Origin of the sequence: Kineococcus arenarius subsp. arenarius (genome assembly GCF_050871845.1) — a bacterium.
GTDB lineage: Bacteria > Actinomycetota > Actinomycetes > Actinomycetales > Kineococcaceae > Kineococcus.
In genome coordinates this window covers 1-16,160 of record NZ_JBJLSE010000091.1, presented here as the reverse complement: position 1 = coordinate 16,160, position 16,160 = coordinate 1, and the positions used below count along the sequence as shown (strand labels likewise).

Annotated in this window: 12 protein-coding genes; 6 read left to right on the top strand and 6 right to left on the bottom strand. The window is 75.7% G+C overall.

Going from position 1 to position 16,160, the window contains the following annotated elements:
* Positions 1-57: 57 nt before the first annotated feature.
* Positions 58-1,200, bottom strand: a complete 1,143-nt coding sequence (locus ACRYM0_RS16955) for a Gfo/Idh/MocA family protein (RefSeq protein WP_432506984.1) — start codon at positions 1,198-1,200, stop codon at positions 58-60.
* Positions 1,197-2,087: a DUF6807 domain-containing protein gene (locus ACRYM0_RS16950; RefSeq protein ID WP_432506983.1), complete on the bottom strand. Its 891-nt coding sequence runs from the start codon at positions 2,085-2,087 to the stop codon at positions 1,197-1,199. Before ACRYM0_RS16950 ends, ACRYM0_RS16955 begins: the two co-directional genes overlap by 4 nt.
* Positions 2,088-2,312: 225 nt before the next feature.
* Here ACRYM0_RS16950 and ACRYM0_RS16945 point away from each other — a divergent pair, with 225 nt between their 5' ends.
* Positions 2,313-3,512 carry an acetylesterase gene (locus tag ACRYM0_RS16945; protein WP_432506982.1) on the top strand — a complete coding sequence of 400 codons (1,200 nt, stop codon included), beginning with the start codon at positions 2,313-2,315 and terminating at the stop codon, positions 3,510-3,512.
* 54 nt (positions 3,513-3,566) lie between these two features.
* Here ACRYM0_RS16945 and ACRYM0_RS16940 read toward each other — a convergent pair whose 3' ends face one another.
* The 3 genes from ACRYM0_RS16940 to ACRYM0_RS16930 form a co-directional block, all read right to left on the bottom strand.
* Entirely contained in the window at positions 3,567-4,892 is a 1,326-nt protein-coding gene (locus tag ACRYM0_RS16940) for an alpha-amylase family protein (protein WP_432506981.1), read from the bottom strand.
* Between the two features lie 104 nt (positions 4,893-4,996).
* The gene (locus ACRYM0_RS16935) at positions 4,997-7,030 is read right to left on the bottom strand and encodes an MDR family MFS transporter (RefSeq protein WP_432506980.1); all 2,034 of its coding nucleotides are present in this window, start codon (positions 7,028-7,030) and stop codon (positions 4,997-4,999) included.
* Positions 7,027-7,422 (bottom strand): MarR family winged helix-turn-helix transcriptional regulator, encoded by a 396-nt coding sequence (locus ACRYM0_RS16930; protein WP_432506979.1) that lies wholly within the window; start codon positions 7,420-7,422, stop codon positions 7,027-7,029. Before ACRYM0_RS16930 ends, ACRYM0_RS16935 begins: the two co-directional genes overlap by 4 nt.
* 447 nt (positions 7,423-7,869) lie before the next feature.
* Here ACRYM0_RS16930 and ACRYM0_RS16925 point away from each other — a divergent pair, with 447 nt between their 5' ends.
* The 3 genes from ACRYM0_RS16925 to ACRYM0_RS16915 all read left to right on the top strand — a co-directional run bounded on the left by ACRYM0_RS16925 (position 7,870) and on the right by ACRYM0_RS16915 (position 11,856).
* Positions 7,870-8,412, top strand: a complete 543-nt coding sequence (locus ACRYM0_RS16925) for an ATP-binding protein (protein ID WP_432506978.1) — start codon at positions 7,870-7,872, stop codon at positions 8,410-8,412.
* Positions 8,413-8,478: 66 nt separating this feature from the next.
* Positions 8,479-10,548 carry a cytochrome c oxidase assembly protein gene (locus tag ACRYM0_RS16920; protein ID WP_432506977.1) on the top strand — a complete coding sequence of 690 codons (2,070 nt, stop codon included), beginning with the start codon at positions 8,479-8,481 and terminating at the stop codon, positions 10,546-10,548.
* Positions 10,549-10,863: 315 nt separating this feature from the next.
* Complete coding sequence (locus ACRYM0_RS16915; RefSeq protein ID WP_432506976.1) at positions 10,864-11,856, top strand: cell wall-binding repeat-containing protein; 993 nt, start codon at positions 10,864-10,866, stop codon at positions 11,854-11,856.
* Between the two features lie 45 nt (positions 11,857-11,901).
* Here ACRYM0_RS16915 and ACRYM0_RS16910 read toward each other — a convergent pair whose 3' ends face one another.
* On the bottom strand, positions 11,902-12,300 hold the full coding sequence (locus ACRYM0_RS16910) for an OsmC family protein (RefSeq protein WP_432506975.1): 399 nt from the start codon (positions 12,298-12,300) through the stop codon (positions 11,902-11,904).
* Positions 12,301-12,460: 160 nt separating this feature from the next.
* Between ACRYM0_RS16910 and ACRYM0_RS16905 the strand changes: the two genes are divergently transcribed.
* Both ACRYM0_RS16905 and ACRYM0_RS16900 read left to right on the top strand, forming a co-directional pair.
* A complete protein-coding gene (locus ACRYM0_RS16905; RefSeq protein ID WP_432506974.1) occupies positions 12,461-13,843 on the top strand; it encodes an ATP-dependent 6-phosphofructokinase in 1,383 nt (460 codons plus the stop codon).
* Positions 13,844-13,986: 143 nt separating this feature from the next.
* A complete protein-coding gene (locus tag ACRYM0_RS16900; RefSeq protein WP_432506973.1) occupies positions 13,987-16,092 on the top strand; it encodes a calcineurin-like phosphoesterase C-terminal domain-containing protein in 2,106 nt (701 codons plus the stop codon).
* Positions 16,093-16,160: the final 68 nt, after the last annotated feature.

Genomic DNA, 16,160 nt, shown 5'->3' with positions numbered 1-16,160 from the left:
GCCGCACCCCTGCCGAAGGGGTGCGGCGCTGCGCGCGTCCGGGCTCGTGAGCGGCGCTCACCTCGTCCAGGGCAGCCCGAGCTCGCTGAACGTGGCCCGCTCGCGCAGGGCGGCCGCCACCGCCTGCTCCACCCCGGTCAGCCGGCGGCCCTCGTCGCCGCCGGGCAGTTCCAGGCGCTCGAAGAAGCCCTCGGCCACCGGTCGCGGCGCCGGGCCGGTGACGACCGCCTCCAGCACGCGCGTGAAACCGCCCGAGTCGGCCAGCGGCGAGCGCAGCGGCGTCCCCTGCGCCCGGGCCGCCAGCAGGTCCGTCAGCAGGTGGGTGCGCTCGTGCCGGGTCACCAGCGGCGGGTGGCCCGGCACCTCCTCCACCACCGTGTCGAGCGTGTAGTACAGGGTGATCCGGCCGGCGGTGCCCTCCACCACCACGAAGGGCTCACCGCGCTCGGCGGCGCACAGCGTCACCGCCACGAGGAGGTCCCGCCCGCCCGCCAGGTGGACGCGGGCCGCGGAGGTGTCGTCGGCCTCGATGTCGTGGACGTGGAACAGGTCGGTCTCCACGGCCGTGACGTCCTCGGCGCGCTGGGCGCCGGCCACGGCCAGCGCGGTGGCCACCGCGTGCGCCAGCGGGTTGGTCAGGGCCCCGTCGGCGACGACGCGCCCGTCGAGGTGGCGGTGCCCGGCCCAGCGGGCGCGCTGGTAGTAGGCGCGGGTGCGGACCCAGCAGCCGGCCGCCGAGTAGCCGGTGACCTCGCCGACGCGGCCGTCGGCGACGCGGCGGCGCACGTGGTCCACGGCGGCCGAGCCCAGGCTCTGGAAACCCACCTGGCACAGTCGGCCGGCCGCCTCGACGGTGGCGCTCAGCTCGGTGAACTCCGCCGCGGTCGCGGTGGGGGGTTTCTCCAGCAGCACGTCCGCGCCGGCGCGCACCGCGGCCGTGGCGAGCGCGGCGTGCGTGTGGATGGGGGTGCTCAGCACGACCGCTTCCGGGACGCCCTCGGCCAGCAGGTCGCCGAGGTCGGGGTGCCGTCGCGTGCCGGCCGGCAGTTCCGGCAGGTCGTCCAGGCGCGGGTCGGCGACGGCGGCCAGCCGCAGCCGTCCCGCCGCGTGGGCGTCCAGGACGTGCTGCAGGTGGCTGCGGCCGTGGCCGTTGACGCCGACCACGGCGACCCGTGGCGGGGGCGGTGTCGTGCCGCTCACGCGTCCACCCCCGTGACCAGCAGGCCGAGCGCGGCCGCGCGCACGGTCCCCGGTGCGGGGACGGTCCCGTCGGCGACCAGGACGCTCAGCCGGATCCGCAGGGGCTCGTCGAGGGACACCTCGCGGCGCGCGTCGAACGCCAGGGCGGGGCCGAAACCCGTGTACTCCTCGGTGCGCACGAACCACGGCAGCACCTCGTCGTGCTGCACGGCCAGCAGCCACGCACCGGGCGCGCTGACCGCCAGCCACGGCGAGCGGGACCCGTGGGCGTGCCCGGTGCCGGCGCCGCAGGCGGTCAGGGTGCCGGCGCCGGTGAACGGCGTGCGCCAGAACCACCCGCCGTAGAACGCGCCGGGGCGCCCGTTCGTGGCGGGGCTGCCGATGGTGAGCGGGTGCCGGGCGTGCAGCACGGAGCTCCAGTCCAGGCGCCAGCCCCCGGGGGCGGCGACCGCCCGCAGCCGCCGTTCCTCGCGGAACTGCTCGTCCCCGGCGCGGTCGCGCCAGGAGACGATCTGCCGCAGCGCGCCGGCGCCGTCGCCGTCCTGCTCGACGACGTGCTGCGCTCCGTGGTCGTCGAGCAGGGTGGAACCCTTCCCGCGCACGTACGTGCGCCCGCCCCAGTGGCTGGTGCCGTCCACGTCGGGCACGGCGATCCCCACGCCGCGGTGGTGGCGGTGGTCGGCGGGGGCGGTGCCGGTCACCTCGGTGCCGCCGAGGGTGCGCACCGGGTGCAGGTGGGGGCGGGGGGAGTCCACCGCCGGCATGGCGGATCCGTCGTCGAGCGCGGCCACCACGGTCCCGGCCACCGTGAGCGCCGGCTGCGGGACCGGCCCCGGCCGCGGGGCCGGTGCGGCGAGCGCGGGGACGGGGGGGCTGTCGGTGCTCACGGCGTGACCTCCAGGGTGAAGGGGCCCACGACGGCGTCCGGGTCCGGCCAGTCCGCGTCGAGGACGGGGTTGCGGAACCGGGTGACGTCATCGTCGGGTGGCATGGCCGGAGACTACTGGAAACCGGTTACCCGCGGGAGTTCCGCGCGGGTCCGCGCTGTGGGTACGGTGCCGGGACGGGTTTCCCGCCGGGCAGCGGCGGTCGCGAGGACGAGGGGGTCCGCGGTGCGGTTCGACACCACGACGGGGCGGGACGCCGGTGCGGCCGGGGCCGCCGCCACGGGGCGCCTGGGCGCCTTCGACGGCCTCGTCGAGCTGCTGGAGGGTTCCTGGCCCCTGTTCGGCGACGACGAGCCCACCGGCGAGGAGGTCTCCCGGCGGCTGCGCTGCGCGGTCGGGCTGCCCGGCGACGTCCCCGAGCCGGACGTGCGGGTGGAGGGCACCTGGACGCGCGACGGGCTGGCGGGCACCGAGCTGAGCTGGGACGCCGGTTTCGGCCCCCGCGTGGCCGGGCGCCTGCTGCGTCCGGCCGGCGAGCGCGGGCTCCTGCCCGGCGCCCTGGCCCTGCACTGCCACGGGGGCCTGAAGCGCTTCGGCCTGGACAAGCTCGCGGACGGCGCCGACGGGCGCCCGGTGCACCCGCGGCTGCGGGCGGTGCGCGAGGAGCTGTACGACGGGCGCCCGTTCGCCGAGGACCTGGCCCGCACCGGGCGGGCGGTGCTGGTGCACGACGGCTTCGGCTGGGGCAGCCGGCGGCTGCCGGTGGCGGCGATGCCCGAGCGCGCCGAGCGCCCCGCGCAGCTGGAGCTGGCCGCCCGCCGCGCCGCCGGGGAGGACGTCGACGACGAGGCCGTCGCCTACGACGTCCACGCCGGCCCCGCCGAGGACGCCGTGGCCAAGGCGCTGGGGGTGCTGGGCACCTCGTGGGCCGGGCTGCTGGCCCGCGAGGACCTGCTGGCGGCGCGGGTGCTCGTCGGGCACCCGGGCACCGCGCCCGGCGGCGTGGCGCTGCTGGGGCTCTCCGGCGGCGGGGCGCGCGCGGCGGTGGCGGCGGCGCTGGGTGCCCCGGCCGCCGCGGTCGTCGTCACCTGCATGACCACCGCGTTGCGCCAGGCGCTCCCGCAGCACCTGCACCGGCACACGTGGGCGCTGATGACGCCGGGGCTGGGGCGGGTGGGGGACTGGCCGGACGTGGTGGCCGCCCGCGCCCCGCTGCCGCTGCTGGTGCAGTCCGGCCTGCGCGACCCGCTGTTCCCCGAGGCCGGGGTGCGCCGCGCGGTGGAGCGCATCGCCGCCCGCTACGCCGCCGCCGGTGCACCGGGCGCGTTCACCGGCTCCCTGCACGAGACCGGGCACCGCTTCGACGCGGCCATGCAGCGCGAGGCGTTCGCGTGGCTGGACCGCGTGCACCCCGCGCAGGGCTGAACCGGCCGCCCCGGTCGACCGACCCGCCCGGCACGCCCGGTCGGCCCGGCCGGCTCAGCCGGCCAGCACCGCCCAGCCGTGCGGGGCCAGCAGCACCCGCTGCCCACCCGCCGCGCCGCGCACCTGCCCGGCGCCGGCCAGGACCGCGCCCGCCCCCGGGGCGGGCACCTCCCCGCCGGTGCCGGACACGTCCAGCGCCACCAGCAGGCGGCCGTCGCCGTGCGCGGCGCGCGACTCGTACACCAGGCGCTCGTTCTCCACGTGCAGCACCGCGGTGCGCGCGTCGTGCAGCCAGCGGTGCCGGCGGCGCAGGCCGATGAGCTCCTGGTGCAGGTGGAAGGTGGGCAGCCCCAGCGGGGACAGGTCCGCCGGGGTGGGCGGCAGCGGCGGGCGCACCGCGTCGTCGCCGCCGGCGCGCTCCTCCTTCACTCCGCGGAAGGCGTGCTCGTCGCCGGCGTACACGGCCGGGGTGCCGCCCACCGTCATCAGCACCGCCAGCGCGTGCGCCAGGTGGCGCTCGTCGTCCAGGCGGCTGGCGATGCGGGTGACGTCGTGGTTGCCGACGAACGTGAACGGCGCGAACGTCTCCAGGAAGCCGTCGTGGCGGCTCAGCGTCCACGCCAGCTCGTGCAGGTTCGCCTCGTTCAGCGAGCTCCAGACGGCCTTCCACAGCTCGTACTGCGTGACGGAGTCCATCCCGGAGGTGGCGACGGTGCCCGCGTAGTCGCCGTGGATGACCTCGCCGACGACGTAGGCGCCGGGGAAGCGCTCGCGCACCCGTTCCAGCACCGGCGCCCAGCGCTGCGGCGGCACCGCGTAGGCGGCGTCCAGGCGCCAGCCGTCCGCGCCGCGGGCCAGCCAGTGCGTCATGACGTCCACGACGAGGTCGGCGACCTCGGGGTTCGCGTGCTCCAGGGCGACGAGGTCGCCGTGGCCCTCGAAGTCGTCGTGGACGGGCACCGCCGCGGGGCCGTCGCCGTGCGGCCAGCGCAGCCGGAACCAGCCGGCGGTGGGGGCCGCGGCACCCTCGCGCAGGACGCGCTGGAAGGCGGGGTGCTCGCGGCCGACGTGGTTGAACACCCCGTCCAGCAGCAGGCGCAGGCCGCGCTCGCGGCACGCGGCGACGAGGCGGTCGAAGTCGTCCTCCGTGCCCAGGCGCGGGTCGACGCGGAAGTGGTCGACGGTGTCGTAGCCGTGCGTGCTGGAGGCGAAGACGGGCCCGAGGAGCAGGCCGTTGGTGCCCAGCTCGCGCACGTGGTCCAGCCACGGCAGCAGCCGCAGCAACCGCGAGGCGTCCGCCGGGCCGGCGTCGGGGAAGGCCCCGGTCGCCCCCAGCGGGTAGACGTGCCACCAGATCGCGTCCCGCACCCACTCGGGCACCCGTGCTCCTCCCGCCGGACCGGCCACCATGCTGGCAGCGGCGGGCCCGCGACGCCCGTCGGCCCCGGGGCGCGGGCGCGCTCCGGGGCCGACGGGCGGGTCGTTCAGCTGCGCGCGCCCAGCCGGTCCGGCTGCGCGGACCCCCCGTCGGCGCCGTCGTCCGCCGCGGGCGCCACGGGGCCGGCGTGCCGGCCGCGCGGGGCGGCCGCGTCCTCGCCGAGGGCCGCCTCGATGGACGCCTCGTCCAGGCCGAGGTCGCGCAGCCGCTCCACCGCCGCGTCCAGCGCCGCCTCCCGGCGGGTGGTCTCGGCGGCCAGCTCCTCCACGGCGCGCTGCGCGGCCTTGGCCTCCTGCACCGTGCTGCGCACGCGCTCGGCCAGCTCGCCGGCCGCGGGCGCGCCGGTGGGCGCGCCGGTCAGCTGCCCGGGGTGGTCGCGCACCTGCGCTGGGTGGACCGCGCCGGCGGCGGCCTGCACCGGGGCGGCGGGGGCGTCGGCGGCACCGGCCGCCGGGGCCCCGCCGCCCGGCCCGCGCCCGCCGCCGCGCAGCGGCAGCGCGGGCAGGAACAGCACCGTCACGAACCCGGCCACCATGACGAGGGCCGCCACCAGGTAGATCAGGCTCGTGGAGTCGGTGAAGCCGACCCGGAACGGGTGGGCGACCGCGTCGGGCAGCGTGGAGAGCACCGAGGTGTCGTCCTGCGCACGGGCCAGCACGCCCTGCAGGCCCTGCTGGTCCAGGCCGGCCTGCTGCAGGCCGCTGGTGAACGCCGGGTCGCCCGCCGCGGAGCGGTACGCCGAGGAGACGTTGCCGCCGAGGGTGGAGAACAGGATGGACAGGAACACCGCGGTGCCCAGGGTGCCGCCCATCTGGCGGAAGAACGTCACCGAGGAGGTGGCCACGCCGATCTCGCGCGGGCCGGCGGCGTTCTGCACGGCCAGGATGATCGGCTGCATGTTGCCGCCCAGGCCCCAGCCCATGACCAGCATGGCGATCATCGTCTGCCACACGGGGGTGTCCGCGGTGACGCGGCTGAACAGGAACAGGGCCAGGACCATCAGGGCGGTGCCGACGACGGGCAGCGGCTTGTAGCGGCCGGTGCGGGCGATGAACTGCCCCGCGAACGCGCTGGCGGACATGATGCCGAGCACCAGCGGCAGCATCTGCAGGCCGCCGACGGTCGGGGAGGAGCCCTTGACCACCTGCAGGTACTGCGGCAGGACGGCCATCGCGCCGAACATGCCCATGCCGAGGACGAAGCTGGCCAGGCTGCCGACGACGAACGTGCGGCCGCTGAACATGCGCAGCGGCAGCAGCGCCTCCTCGCCGTAGGCGCGCTCGGCCAGCACGAACGAGACCAGGCCGACGGCGCCGAGGGCGTAGCAGACCAGCGCCCAGCCAGAGCCCCAGCCCCAGCTGCGGCCCTGCTCGGCGACGATCAGCAGCGGCACCAGGCACAGCACGAGCGTCAGCGCGCCGGGCCAGTCGATGCGGTGGTGCGTGGTGCGCCTGGGCAGCTTGAGGTTGCGCACGACGACGAGCATCGCGAGAGCGCCCAGCGGCACGTTGATCCAGAAGATCCAGCGCCAGCCGGCCAGGCCGAGGATGGACTCCTGGCCGGAGAAGAACCCGCCCGCCACGGGGCCCAGGACGCTGGAGGTGCCGAACACGGCCATGAACCAGGCCTGGTACTTGGCCCGCTCCCGCGCCGGGACGACGTCGGCGATGATCGTCAGCGCCAGGGACATCAGGCCGCCGGCGCCCAGGCCCTGCAGGGCGCGCCAGGCCGCCAGCTCGTACATCGAGGTGGAGATCCCGCACAGCGCGGAGCCCACGACGAAGATCGCGATCGCGGCGATGAAGAACGGCCGGCGGCCGTACATGTCCGAGAGCTTGCCGTACAGCGGCGTGGAGATCGTCGAGGTGATGAGGAACGCGGTGGTCGCCCACGCCTGCAGGGAGAACCCGTCCAGGTCGTCGGCGATCGTGCGGATCGCCGTGGCGACGATCGTCTGGTCCAGCGCGCCGAGGAACATGCCCAGCAGCAGGCCGGACAGGATCGCCATGATCTGCCGGTGGCTGAGCTGGGGGGCGTCGGCGGGGCCGGCCGGCTGGGCGCCGGCCGTCGTGCTGCTCATGCGGTCTCCTGGTCGGTGCGCGAGGGGGGGTGGGCGGGGGTGCGGGGGTGCGGGGCGGGCGCCTCGCCGCGCGCCCGCTCCAGGCCGTCGGTGAAGCGCGCCAGCAGGGCGACGAAGGCCCCCAGGTCGTCGTCGTCCCAGTCGTCCACGGCGCGCGCCAGCCGCTCCCGCCGACGTCGCAGCGTGGCGGCGACGACGTCCTGCCCGGCGGGGGTGACCTCCACCCGGCAGGCGCGCCCGTCCTCGGGGTCGGGCCGGCGCCGCAGCAGCCCGCGGCGGACGAGCTCGGCGGTCTGCCGGCTGACCGTGGAGGGGTCGGTGCCGATGCGCTCGGCCAGCGCGCCCACGCGCTGGGCGCCGTGGTCGGCGACGACGAGCAGCACGGTGTGCATGGCGCGGTCGGCGCCGGTGTCGGCGCGGGCGATCTGGGCCTTGAGGGCGTGCAGGGCCCGCAGGGTGCGGGTGACCTCGTCCGACAGGGCGGGCAGCAGGGCGCTGCCGCTCGCCGCCGGCGGGCCGGCTGCCGCCGCGCCGGTGTCCGCGGCGGTGTCGTGGTGGGTGGTGCTCAGGGGTCCTCCCTCGGGGTGCTGCGCGCCGCGCGCCGTGGTGCGGGACGGGCGGGGCCGTGGTGGGCTGGTGCGGCGGTCGGGCTGCTGCCGGGCGGTTGCCGGGCGCGTGCCCGGTGCGTCGCGCGGTGGTGGGGGCCGTCGTGGTGTAACGAGTCGGGGCTCCGGGGCGAACTACACCTCGGGGTCGCGGCCCGGCGGGGATCGTTGACTGCTGCACGCAACCACTGAGGACGAAGTTACCAGCCGCGGGCACGCACGGGGGAGCGCAGCATGCTGCACAGGGCAGACGGGTGGACCGCGCGGTCCGCACGAGCGGAGGGGCACCGCCGCCCCGAGCCGTTCGAGCGGGCGCGAGCCCCGTTCCCCGGTGAACCCGAGCGCCGGGAGGCCCGCTCCGTGCCGTCCCCGGACTGGTCCTGCGAGACCACGCTGGCCCCGGAACCGGCCTCCTCGCGAGCCGCCCGCCACGTGGTGGCCGACTGGTGCATCCAGCAGGGCCTCGTGGGCGACGTCGTCGACACCCTCCTGCTCCTGACGGCCGAGGTCGTCACCAACGCCGTCATCCACGGCCGCAGCGACGTCGTCCTGCGCGTGGGCCGCCACGGCTCGCGCGTCCGCGTCGGCGTCGGCGACGAGAACACCCGCCTGCCCCTGCGCCGCGAGCCCGACCCCGACGCCCTCGACGGGCGCGGCATGGCCCTGCTCGAGGCGCTCGCCGACTCCCACGGCGTCGAGGTGCACCCCTTCGGCAAGGTCGTCTGGTTCGACGTGGTCACCCACCTGGCCCCCGTGCGCACCGCGCGCGCCTGCTGAGCGCGCCCGCCGGGCCCGGACCGCCCACGACCGGCAGCGCCCCGACCGCGACCTACCCTGGAGGGCGTGGCTGAGACCCGCCGACCCGCCCGCCAGACGCGCCCCCCGGCCCGGCCCGGCGGTTCCCCGGCGGCAGCCGGCACCCCCGGGGCCACCGGGACGGTGCTCACCACCCTCGCCTGCCTCGCCGCCGCCTGCGCCGCGCTGCTGCTGGCCCTGTCCACCGGCGGCGGGCTGACCCCCTCCGTGCTGGGCGACCCCGGTGCCCTCGTGCGCTACGGGCTGCCGCTGGCCCGCACCGTGCACGACCTGTCGGCGTCCCTGGCCGTGGGCGGCTTCGTCGTGGCCGCGCTCGTGCTGCCGCACCCGTCGGCCGCCTGGTCGCGCGTCGTGCGCGCCGCGGGCGTGGGCGCCGGCGCCTGGACCGTCTCGGCGCTGGCCGTGCTCGTGCTGACCGCCATGGACGTCATCGGCGCGGCTCCCGGCGCCGCCGGCTTCGGCGCCCAGTTCGCCCAGTTCGCCCAGGAGATCGACCTGGGGCGCGCGCTGCTCGTCACGACCGTCCTGGCCGCCGTCGTCGCCACCGTCGGGGCGGCGGCGACCCGTCCGGCCGGGGCCGCCTGGGGGGCGGTGCTGTCCGTCGTCGCCCTCGTGCCCCTGTCGCTGTCCGGGCACGCCTCCGGCTCCGCCTCCCACCAGACGGCCGTCAGCTCGCTGGGCCTGCACCTGGTGGGCGTCACCGTCTGGGTCGGCGGCCTGGCCGCGCTGCTGATCGCCCTGCCGCTGACCGGCCGGCGCGCCGCGGCGGGGGAGCGGGCCGTGGACCTGCCCGCCGTGGCGGCCCGCTACTCCGCGCTCGCGCTGTGGTGCTTCGCGGGCGTGGCCCTGTCCGGCGTCGTCAACGCCGCGGTGCGCCTGGGCGGCTGGTCCGGCCTGGGCACCGCCTACGGCGCCCTCGTCGTCGCCAAGACCGCCGCCCTCGTGCTGCTCGGCGCGTTGGGGGCCTGGCACCGCCGCCGCACCCTGCCGCTGCTGGCCACCTCCCCGCGCGCCTTCTGGCGCGTGGCCGCCGGCGAGCTCGTCCTGATGGCCGCCGCCACCGGGCTGGGCGTGGCCCTCAGCCGCACCCCCACCCCCGTGCCCGAGGACGTCCCCGGCGCCGACCCCGTCAGCGACCTGCTGGGGGAGACCGCGCCCCCGCCGCTGACGGCGGCCCGCTGGTTCACCGAGACCTCCCCGGACCTGCTGTGGCTGCTGATCGGGGGCGGACTGCTCGTCGGGTACCTCCTCGGCGTGCGGGCGCTGCGCCGCCGCGGCGACTGCTGGCCCGCCGGGCGCACCGCGTGGTGGGTCCTGGGCTGCCTGGCGCTGCTGTTCGTGACCAGCGGCGGGCCGGCCGCCTACGGCCGCCTGTCCTTCAGCGCCCACATGCTCCAGCACATGCTGCTGACGATGGCGGTGCCGCCGCTGCTCGTCCTGGGGGCTCCGGTGACGCTGGCGATGCGCGTGCTGCCCGCGCGGCGCGACGGCTCCCGCGGCGCGCGCGAGTGGCTGATGGAGGTCGTGCACTCGCGGTACCTGGCCCTGGTGGGGCACCCGCTGGTGGCGGCCGCGCTCTTCGCCGGCTCGCTGATCGTCTTCTACTACTCGCCGCTGTTCGAGCTGGCGCTGCGCACCCACGTCGGGCACGAGCTGATGATGGTGCACTTCCTGGGCACCGGGTACCTGTTCTCCTCGGTGCTCATCGGCGTGGACCCCGGCCCGCACCGCCCGGCGCACGCGCTGCGGCTCATCCTGCTGCTGGCGACGATGGGTTTCCACGCCTTCTTCGGCGTGGCCCTCATGCAGGGCACCCAGCTGCTGGCGGCCGACTGGTTCAGCCAGGTCGCCCCGGGCACCGACCTGCTGGCCGACCAGCGCAAGGGCGGGGACATCGCCTGGGGCATCGGCGAGGTCCCCACCCTCGTGCTCGTGCTGGGCGTCGCGGTGGCGTGGTCGCGCTCCGACACCCGGGAGAACCGCCGCCGCGACCGCGCGGCCGAGCGCGACGGCGGCCGCGAGCTGGCGCAGTACAACGCCATGCTGGCGCGCCTGGCCGACCACGACCGCGCACCGGAGCAGCCGCGCGAGGGCTAGGTGCACTGCCCGGGGACGTCGGTCGACCGACTGATCGGCGAGGCGTGGCCAAGCGCCGCGTGCAGGCCCAGGACGTGGCCCGAGGACCACGCGCACCAGGCATTGCTCTTCGTGGTCAATCGGTGACCGATGGGCGATGCTGGTCAGGTGGGCACGAAGGTTCTCGGCCGGGGGAGCGGTGGGACCACGGCGATGTGCGTGAGCGGGGGTCGGTCGTTGAAGGTCGTGGCGGGTACTGGTGCGCTGCTGATGAGTGTGGTTGTGGGGGCGGCCTCACCCGCTGTCGCTGCGCCGACAGCGATCGCGCCGGCTGCGGTGACCGTCACCCGACTGGCCGGTGCGGATCGGTACGCCACGGCAGCGGCCATCGCCCGCGCCACCTTTCCCACGGGGCCCTACCTCAGGACCGACGTCGTCGTAGCGCGTGGTGATGCCTTCCCCGACGCGCTGTCCGCGGTGAACCTCACCGGAGCGCGGTACGGGGGCCCAGCCTCCCTGCTGCTGACCGAGCGCGATCGACTGCCGGCTGACAGTGCCGCCGTCGTGGACGCCTCCCACTACATCCACGGCTTCATCGTGGGGGCCGCCGACGTGGTCGGGGACGCGGTCGCCGACCGGGTAGCCGCCGCACAAGAAACGTCGTTCGTCATGCGGATGGGCGGTGCGGACCGCTACGAGACCAACGCGGCCGTCTACCGCACCGCCTACGACGGGGAAGCTGACGTACCGGCGTCGGTGGACGGGCAGCGGACCGCTCTCCTCGTCAGCGGCACCAGCTACGCCGACGCCATCAGCGCTGGCCCGGTCGCCTCCGAGGAGCGGTTGCCGCTGCTGCTGAGCGATCCGACGACGCTCTCGGGCACGGTCGAGGACATCTTCTCGACCAACCGCGACAGGGGCATCACCCAGGTGGTCGTGGTGGGTGGCCCTCAGGCGGTCTCCGAGCAGGTCGTGGCGCAGTTGGAGGCCATGGGGCTGACCGTGCGCCGCGTCGCCGGCGCCGATCGGCAGGCGACGTCGGTGGCGATGTTCGACTTCGCTGCGCAGGAGTTCGGCTGGACACCCCGAAACGTCACCCTGGTCCGCGGTGACGACTTCGCCGATGCCGTGGCCGACGCCACGCGTGCTGGGCGCTGGCACGCGCCGATGCTGCTCACGGCCGGACCCGATGACCTGGGTGGCGCTGCGCGCGCCTTCCTCAGCGCCCACGCCGGTGACGTCACCGGTCTGGAGGTGCTCGGCGACCAGTCGGCCGTCTCCGACGCGGTCGTCGCCGACGCGGTGAACGCCGTCACCGGGCGGACGTGACCGGGGGCCCGGTGCCCGCGCGGGCTCCGGGCCCGCCGCCGGCGATCAGGCCAGCTGCACGTCCAGCACCGAGGCGTCCACGGTCTTGGTGAACGGGCACAGCGCCAGCGCCTGCTCCAGCACCGCGGAGGCGTCGGTGCCCGCGTCGGGCAGCGTCACGCGCAGCGCGTAGCGGGCGGTGTAGCCGGGGTCGCCCTTGGCCAGGGTCACGCGGGTCTCGACCTGCGCGCCCTCGGTGCTGCCGCCGGTGCTGGAGGTGGCGATGCGCAGGGACTCCATCAGGCAGCTGCCGAGCGCGGCGGCCATGAGCTGCTCGGGGTTGGTGCCGTTGCCGGTGCCGTCCAGGCTGGTCGGCTCGCTGACGTCCAGGGCGAGGGCGCCGTCGTCGGAGCGGGCCGAGCCCGGCGACGAGGTGACGACGGCCGTGTACAGGTCGTTGGTCATGCCCCCGACGCTAGGGCGCCGGGACCCGGCCCGCTCGGCGATCACCGGGGACTCCCGCCGCACCCCGCCGCACCCCGCCGCGCCGCGCCCGGCCGGTGACCGCGATGATGGGCGGGCAGCACCGCGAGGACCCCGCAGCCTGGAAGGACCAGCGACGCTCATGGACAACGCCGCCGTGCCCGACTTCACGGTCGAGACCCTCGGCCCCTGCACCGTCGACTCCCCGCTGGCGCCGCGGTTGCAGGCCCGCCGCACGACCCACCACTACATCGACGAGACCGACCGGGTCCTGTTCGACGACACCCTGTCCAAGGTGTCGCGGCGGGTCGAAGGCCAGCACGACCTCGGCGTGCTGACCGACCTGCCCAGCCTGGAGCCCACCGGCCCGCGCAAGAAGATCTTCTTCGACCCCTCCAAGACCCGCGTGGGCATCGTGACCTGCGGCGGGCTGTGCCCCGGCATCAACAACGTCATCCGCGGGCTCGTCTCGGAGCTGACGAACCACTACGGCGTGCGCCGCATCTACGGGTTCAAGAACGGCTACCAGGGCTTCGTGCCGCGCTACGGGCACGACGTCGTCGACCTGACCCCGGACACCGTCGAGGGCATCGACGCCGAGGGCGGCACCATCCTGGGCAGCTCGCGCGGGCAGCAGGACACCGCGGAGGTCGTGGACTGCCTGGAACGCATGGGCATCGGGGTGCTGTTCGTCATCGGCGGCGACGGCACCCTGCGCGGGGCGCAGAAGATCTGCGCGGAGGTCGCCGAGCGCGGGCTGAAGATCGCGGTGGTCGGCATCCCCAAGACCATCGACAACGACATCCCCTTCATCGACCAGAGCTTCGGGTTCCAGAGCGCGTTCAGCGAGGCCACGCGCTCGATCCGCTCGGCGAAGGTGGAGGCCCGCACGGCACCCAACGGCGTGAGCATCGTCAAGCTCATGGGGCGCCACTCGGGTTTCATCGCCTGCTACGCGGCCCTGGCGCAGAACGACGCCGACTTCGTCCTGATCCCCGAGGTGCCGTTCGTGCTGGAAGGACCCGGGGGGTTCCTGGAGCTGCTGCGGGCCAAGGTCGCCAGCCAGGGGCACGCCCTGGTGGTGGCGGCCGAGGGCGCCGGGCAGGAGCTCTTCGACGACGACGACCAGCGCGACGCCTCGGGGAACAAGAAGCTGCAGGACGTGGGCCGGCTGCTGCGCCAGGCCGTCGCGGACGACTTCGCCGCGAACGGCGTGGAGCTGAACCTGCGCTACATCGACCCCAGCTACGTCATCCGCTCCGTCCCGGCGAACCCGTACGACAGCGTGTACTGCGTCCGCCTGGCGCACGCCGCCGCGCACGCGGCGATGGCCGGGCGCACGAACATGGTGGTGGGTCGCTGGCGCCGCCGGTTCGTGCACATCCCGATCCGCCTGGCGGTGTCGGCGCGCAACCAGGTCGACCCGCACGGCGACCTGTGGTGGTCGGTGCTGGAGGCCACGGGGCAGCCGTGGTCGTTCGGCGGTGCGCCGGCGGAGCGGGTCACCGTGTTCGGTGGGCAGTGAGGTCCAGCGAGCAGTGACGTTCCCCTGACCTTCCGTCACGCGTCACCGGGAGGTCACAGAGTTCGCACAGGGTGGGGTGTGCCCCCGGACGCGCACGGAGCGCCGGGTGTCGACGAGAGCCGACGAAAGGCCACCCCACCGCCATGAGCACCACCTCCCCCCTGCCCCGGACCCCGTTCCGCCGGCGCCGCACCCTGGCCGCCGCCGCGGTCGCGCTGGTCGGCGCGAGCGCCCTCACCGCCTCCCTGGAGACCTCCTCCTCGGCCGCCCCCGTGCAGCCCGCACCCGCCGCCCCCGAGCGGTACGTGGGTTCCGTCGAGGTCGTCCGCGACGCAGGTGCCGCCCAGACCCTGCGCAGCGACGGGAACACTCTGCGGGGCACCGTGTTCGAAGACTCCGACCGCGACGGCCGCAGCGACGGCGAGGAGGGCGTGGCCGGCGTCGCCGTCTCCAACGGCCGCGACGTCGTCCGCACCGACGAGCAGGGCCGCTACGAGCTGCCCGCGTTCGACGGCATGACCGCGTTCGTCACCCAGCCGTCCGGCTGGCAGGTCCCCGTCGACGAGGACGGCGTCGCCCAGTTCCACTACCACCACCTGCCCGCCGGTTCCCCGGAACTGCGCTTCGGCGGCCTGGCCCCCACCGGCCCGCTGCCGTCGGCGGTGAACTTCCCGATCGTGCGCGGCGACGAGCAGGCCCAGGACGACCAGGCCCGCTGCGCGGTCCTCGCCGACGTGCAGACCTACAACGGCCGCGAGCTGGGTTTCGCCCGCGACGGCCTCGTGGCCGACCTCGTCGGCCTGCAGCGCGACGAGCGGGAGCAGGGCGAGGAGCAGCGCCTGGCCGAGTGCGGCGCGCTCATGCTCGGCGACGTCGCCGGCGACGACCTGGGGCTGTACCCGCGCATCAAGGACGTCCTGGGTGCCTCCGGCCTGCCGCTGCGCTTCGTGCCCGGCAACCACGACATCGACTTCGACTCCACCGACCCCGCGCACTCCTTCGACACCTACAAGCGCGAGCTCGGCCCCACCACGTACTCCTACGACGTGGCCGACGTCCACTACGTCGTGATGAACAACGTGAAGTACCCCTGCGGGCCGCAGGACGACCCGAACGGGGACCGCCCGCACTGCGCCGACCCCGAGGGTGCGCCCAGCTACTCCGGCGTCCTCGGCCAGGAGCAGCTGGACTGGCTCGAGGCCGACCTGGCCGAGGTGCCCGAGGAGAAGCTGGTCGTCGTGGCCACCCACATCCCGATGGTCTCCTTCGCCGACGCCACCTCCACGAAGCACCAGACCGCCGACGTGCTGAAGCTGTACGAACTGCTCGAGGGCCGTCCCGCGCTGTCGGTGTCCGGGCACACCCACTCCACCGAGCGCATGCTCACCGGTGACAGCTACGCCGGGTGGGAAGAGGCCGTCGGCGTCACGGAACTGCCGTTCCCGCACGTCGTCGCCGGCGCCCCCAGCGGCGACTGGTACTCCGGCGACCTGGGCGTCGAGGGTCGTCCCATGGCGCTGCAGCGCGACGGCGCCCGCCCCGGTTTCCTGACGCTCGACGTCGACGGCAGCGAGTTCACCGACACCTTCCACGTCATCGGCGAGGACGTGCAGGAGCAGATGGCCCTGTCGCTGAACTCCCCGCGCTGGCGCGACTGGTTCACGCAGCTCGTGACCTTCGCCGAGGGCCGCGAGGCCGGCGAGTGGGACGCCGTGCCGCCGGTGAACGTCAACGACCTGGGCGACCCGGGCCTGGTGACGCCCGGCGACCTGGCGCAGGACACGTTCCTGACCGCGAACGTCTGGTACGGCTCGTCCGACACCGAGGTGTCCGTCTCCATCGACGGCGGCGCGCCGCAGCCGGCGACCCGCACCCAGCAGGCCGAGGGCGAGGCTCCCAACACCGGCGCCCGCTTCGCCGACCCGGCCGCCGCCACCCGCCAGCTGCAGGTGGCCCGCTTCGGCTTCGAGAGCACCTCGGGGAACGAGTACGCGCAGGGCTTCGAGCTGTACGACGGCAGCGAGTACGGCCCCGGCCCCGCGCAGCCGGGGAACAACCTCGCCGACCGCGCCACGCACATCTGGCAGCACCGCCTGCCCGCCGGCCTGGCCGAGGGCGTGCACACCGCCGAGGTGACCGTCACCGACGGCGCTGGCCGGCAGTACACCGACACCCACACCTTCGAGGTCCGCGCGGAACTTCCGCGCCAGGACTTCCGCACGGAGGTCTTCGAGGACTCCGAGGGCTGAGCCCGCACCCCACACGCACGGCGCCCCGCACCCCGCCAGGGGGTGGGGGGCGCCGACGGCGAGGAGGA

Excerpts from the sequence above, each read along its gene's own strand:
- ACRYM0_RS16935 (WP_432506980.1), bottom strand. The coding sequence starts at position 7,030 with ATGAGCAGCACGACGGCCGGCGCCCAGCCGGCCGGCCCCGCCGACGCC.
- ACRYM0_RS16930 (WP_432506979.1), bottom strand. The coding sequence starts at position 7,422 with ATGCACACCGTGCTGCTCGTCGTCGCCGACCACGGCGCCCAGCGCGTG.
- ACRYM0_RS16925 (WP_432506978.1), top strand. The coding sequence starts at position 7,870 with ATGCTGCACAGGGCAGACGGGTGGACCGCGCGGTCCGCACGAGCGGAG.
- ACRYM0_RS16910 (WP_432506975.1), bottom strand. The coding sequence starts at position 12,300 with ATGACCAACGACCTGTACACGGCCGTCGTCACCTCGTCGCCGGGCTCG.
- ACRYM0_RS16905 (WP_432506974.1), top strand. The coding sequence starts at position 12,461 with ATGGACAACGCCGCCGTGCCCGACTTCACGGTCGAGACCCTCGGCCCC.
- ACRYM0_RS16900 (WP_432506973.1), top strand. The coding sequence starts at position 13,987 with ATGAGCACCACCTCCCCCCTGCCCCGGACCCCGTTCCGCCGGCGCCGC.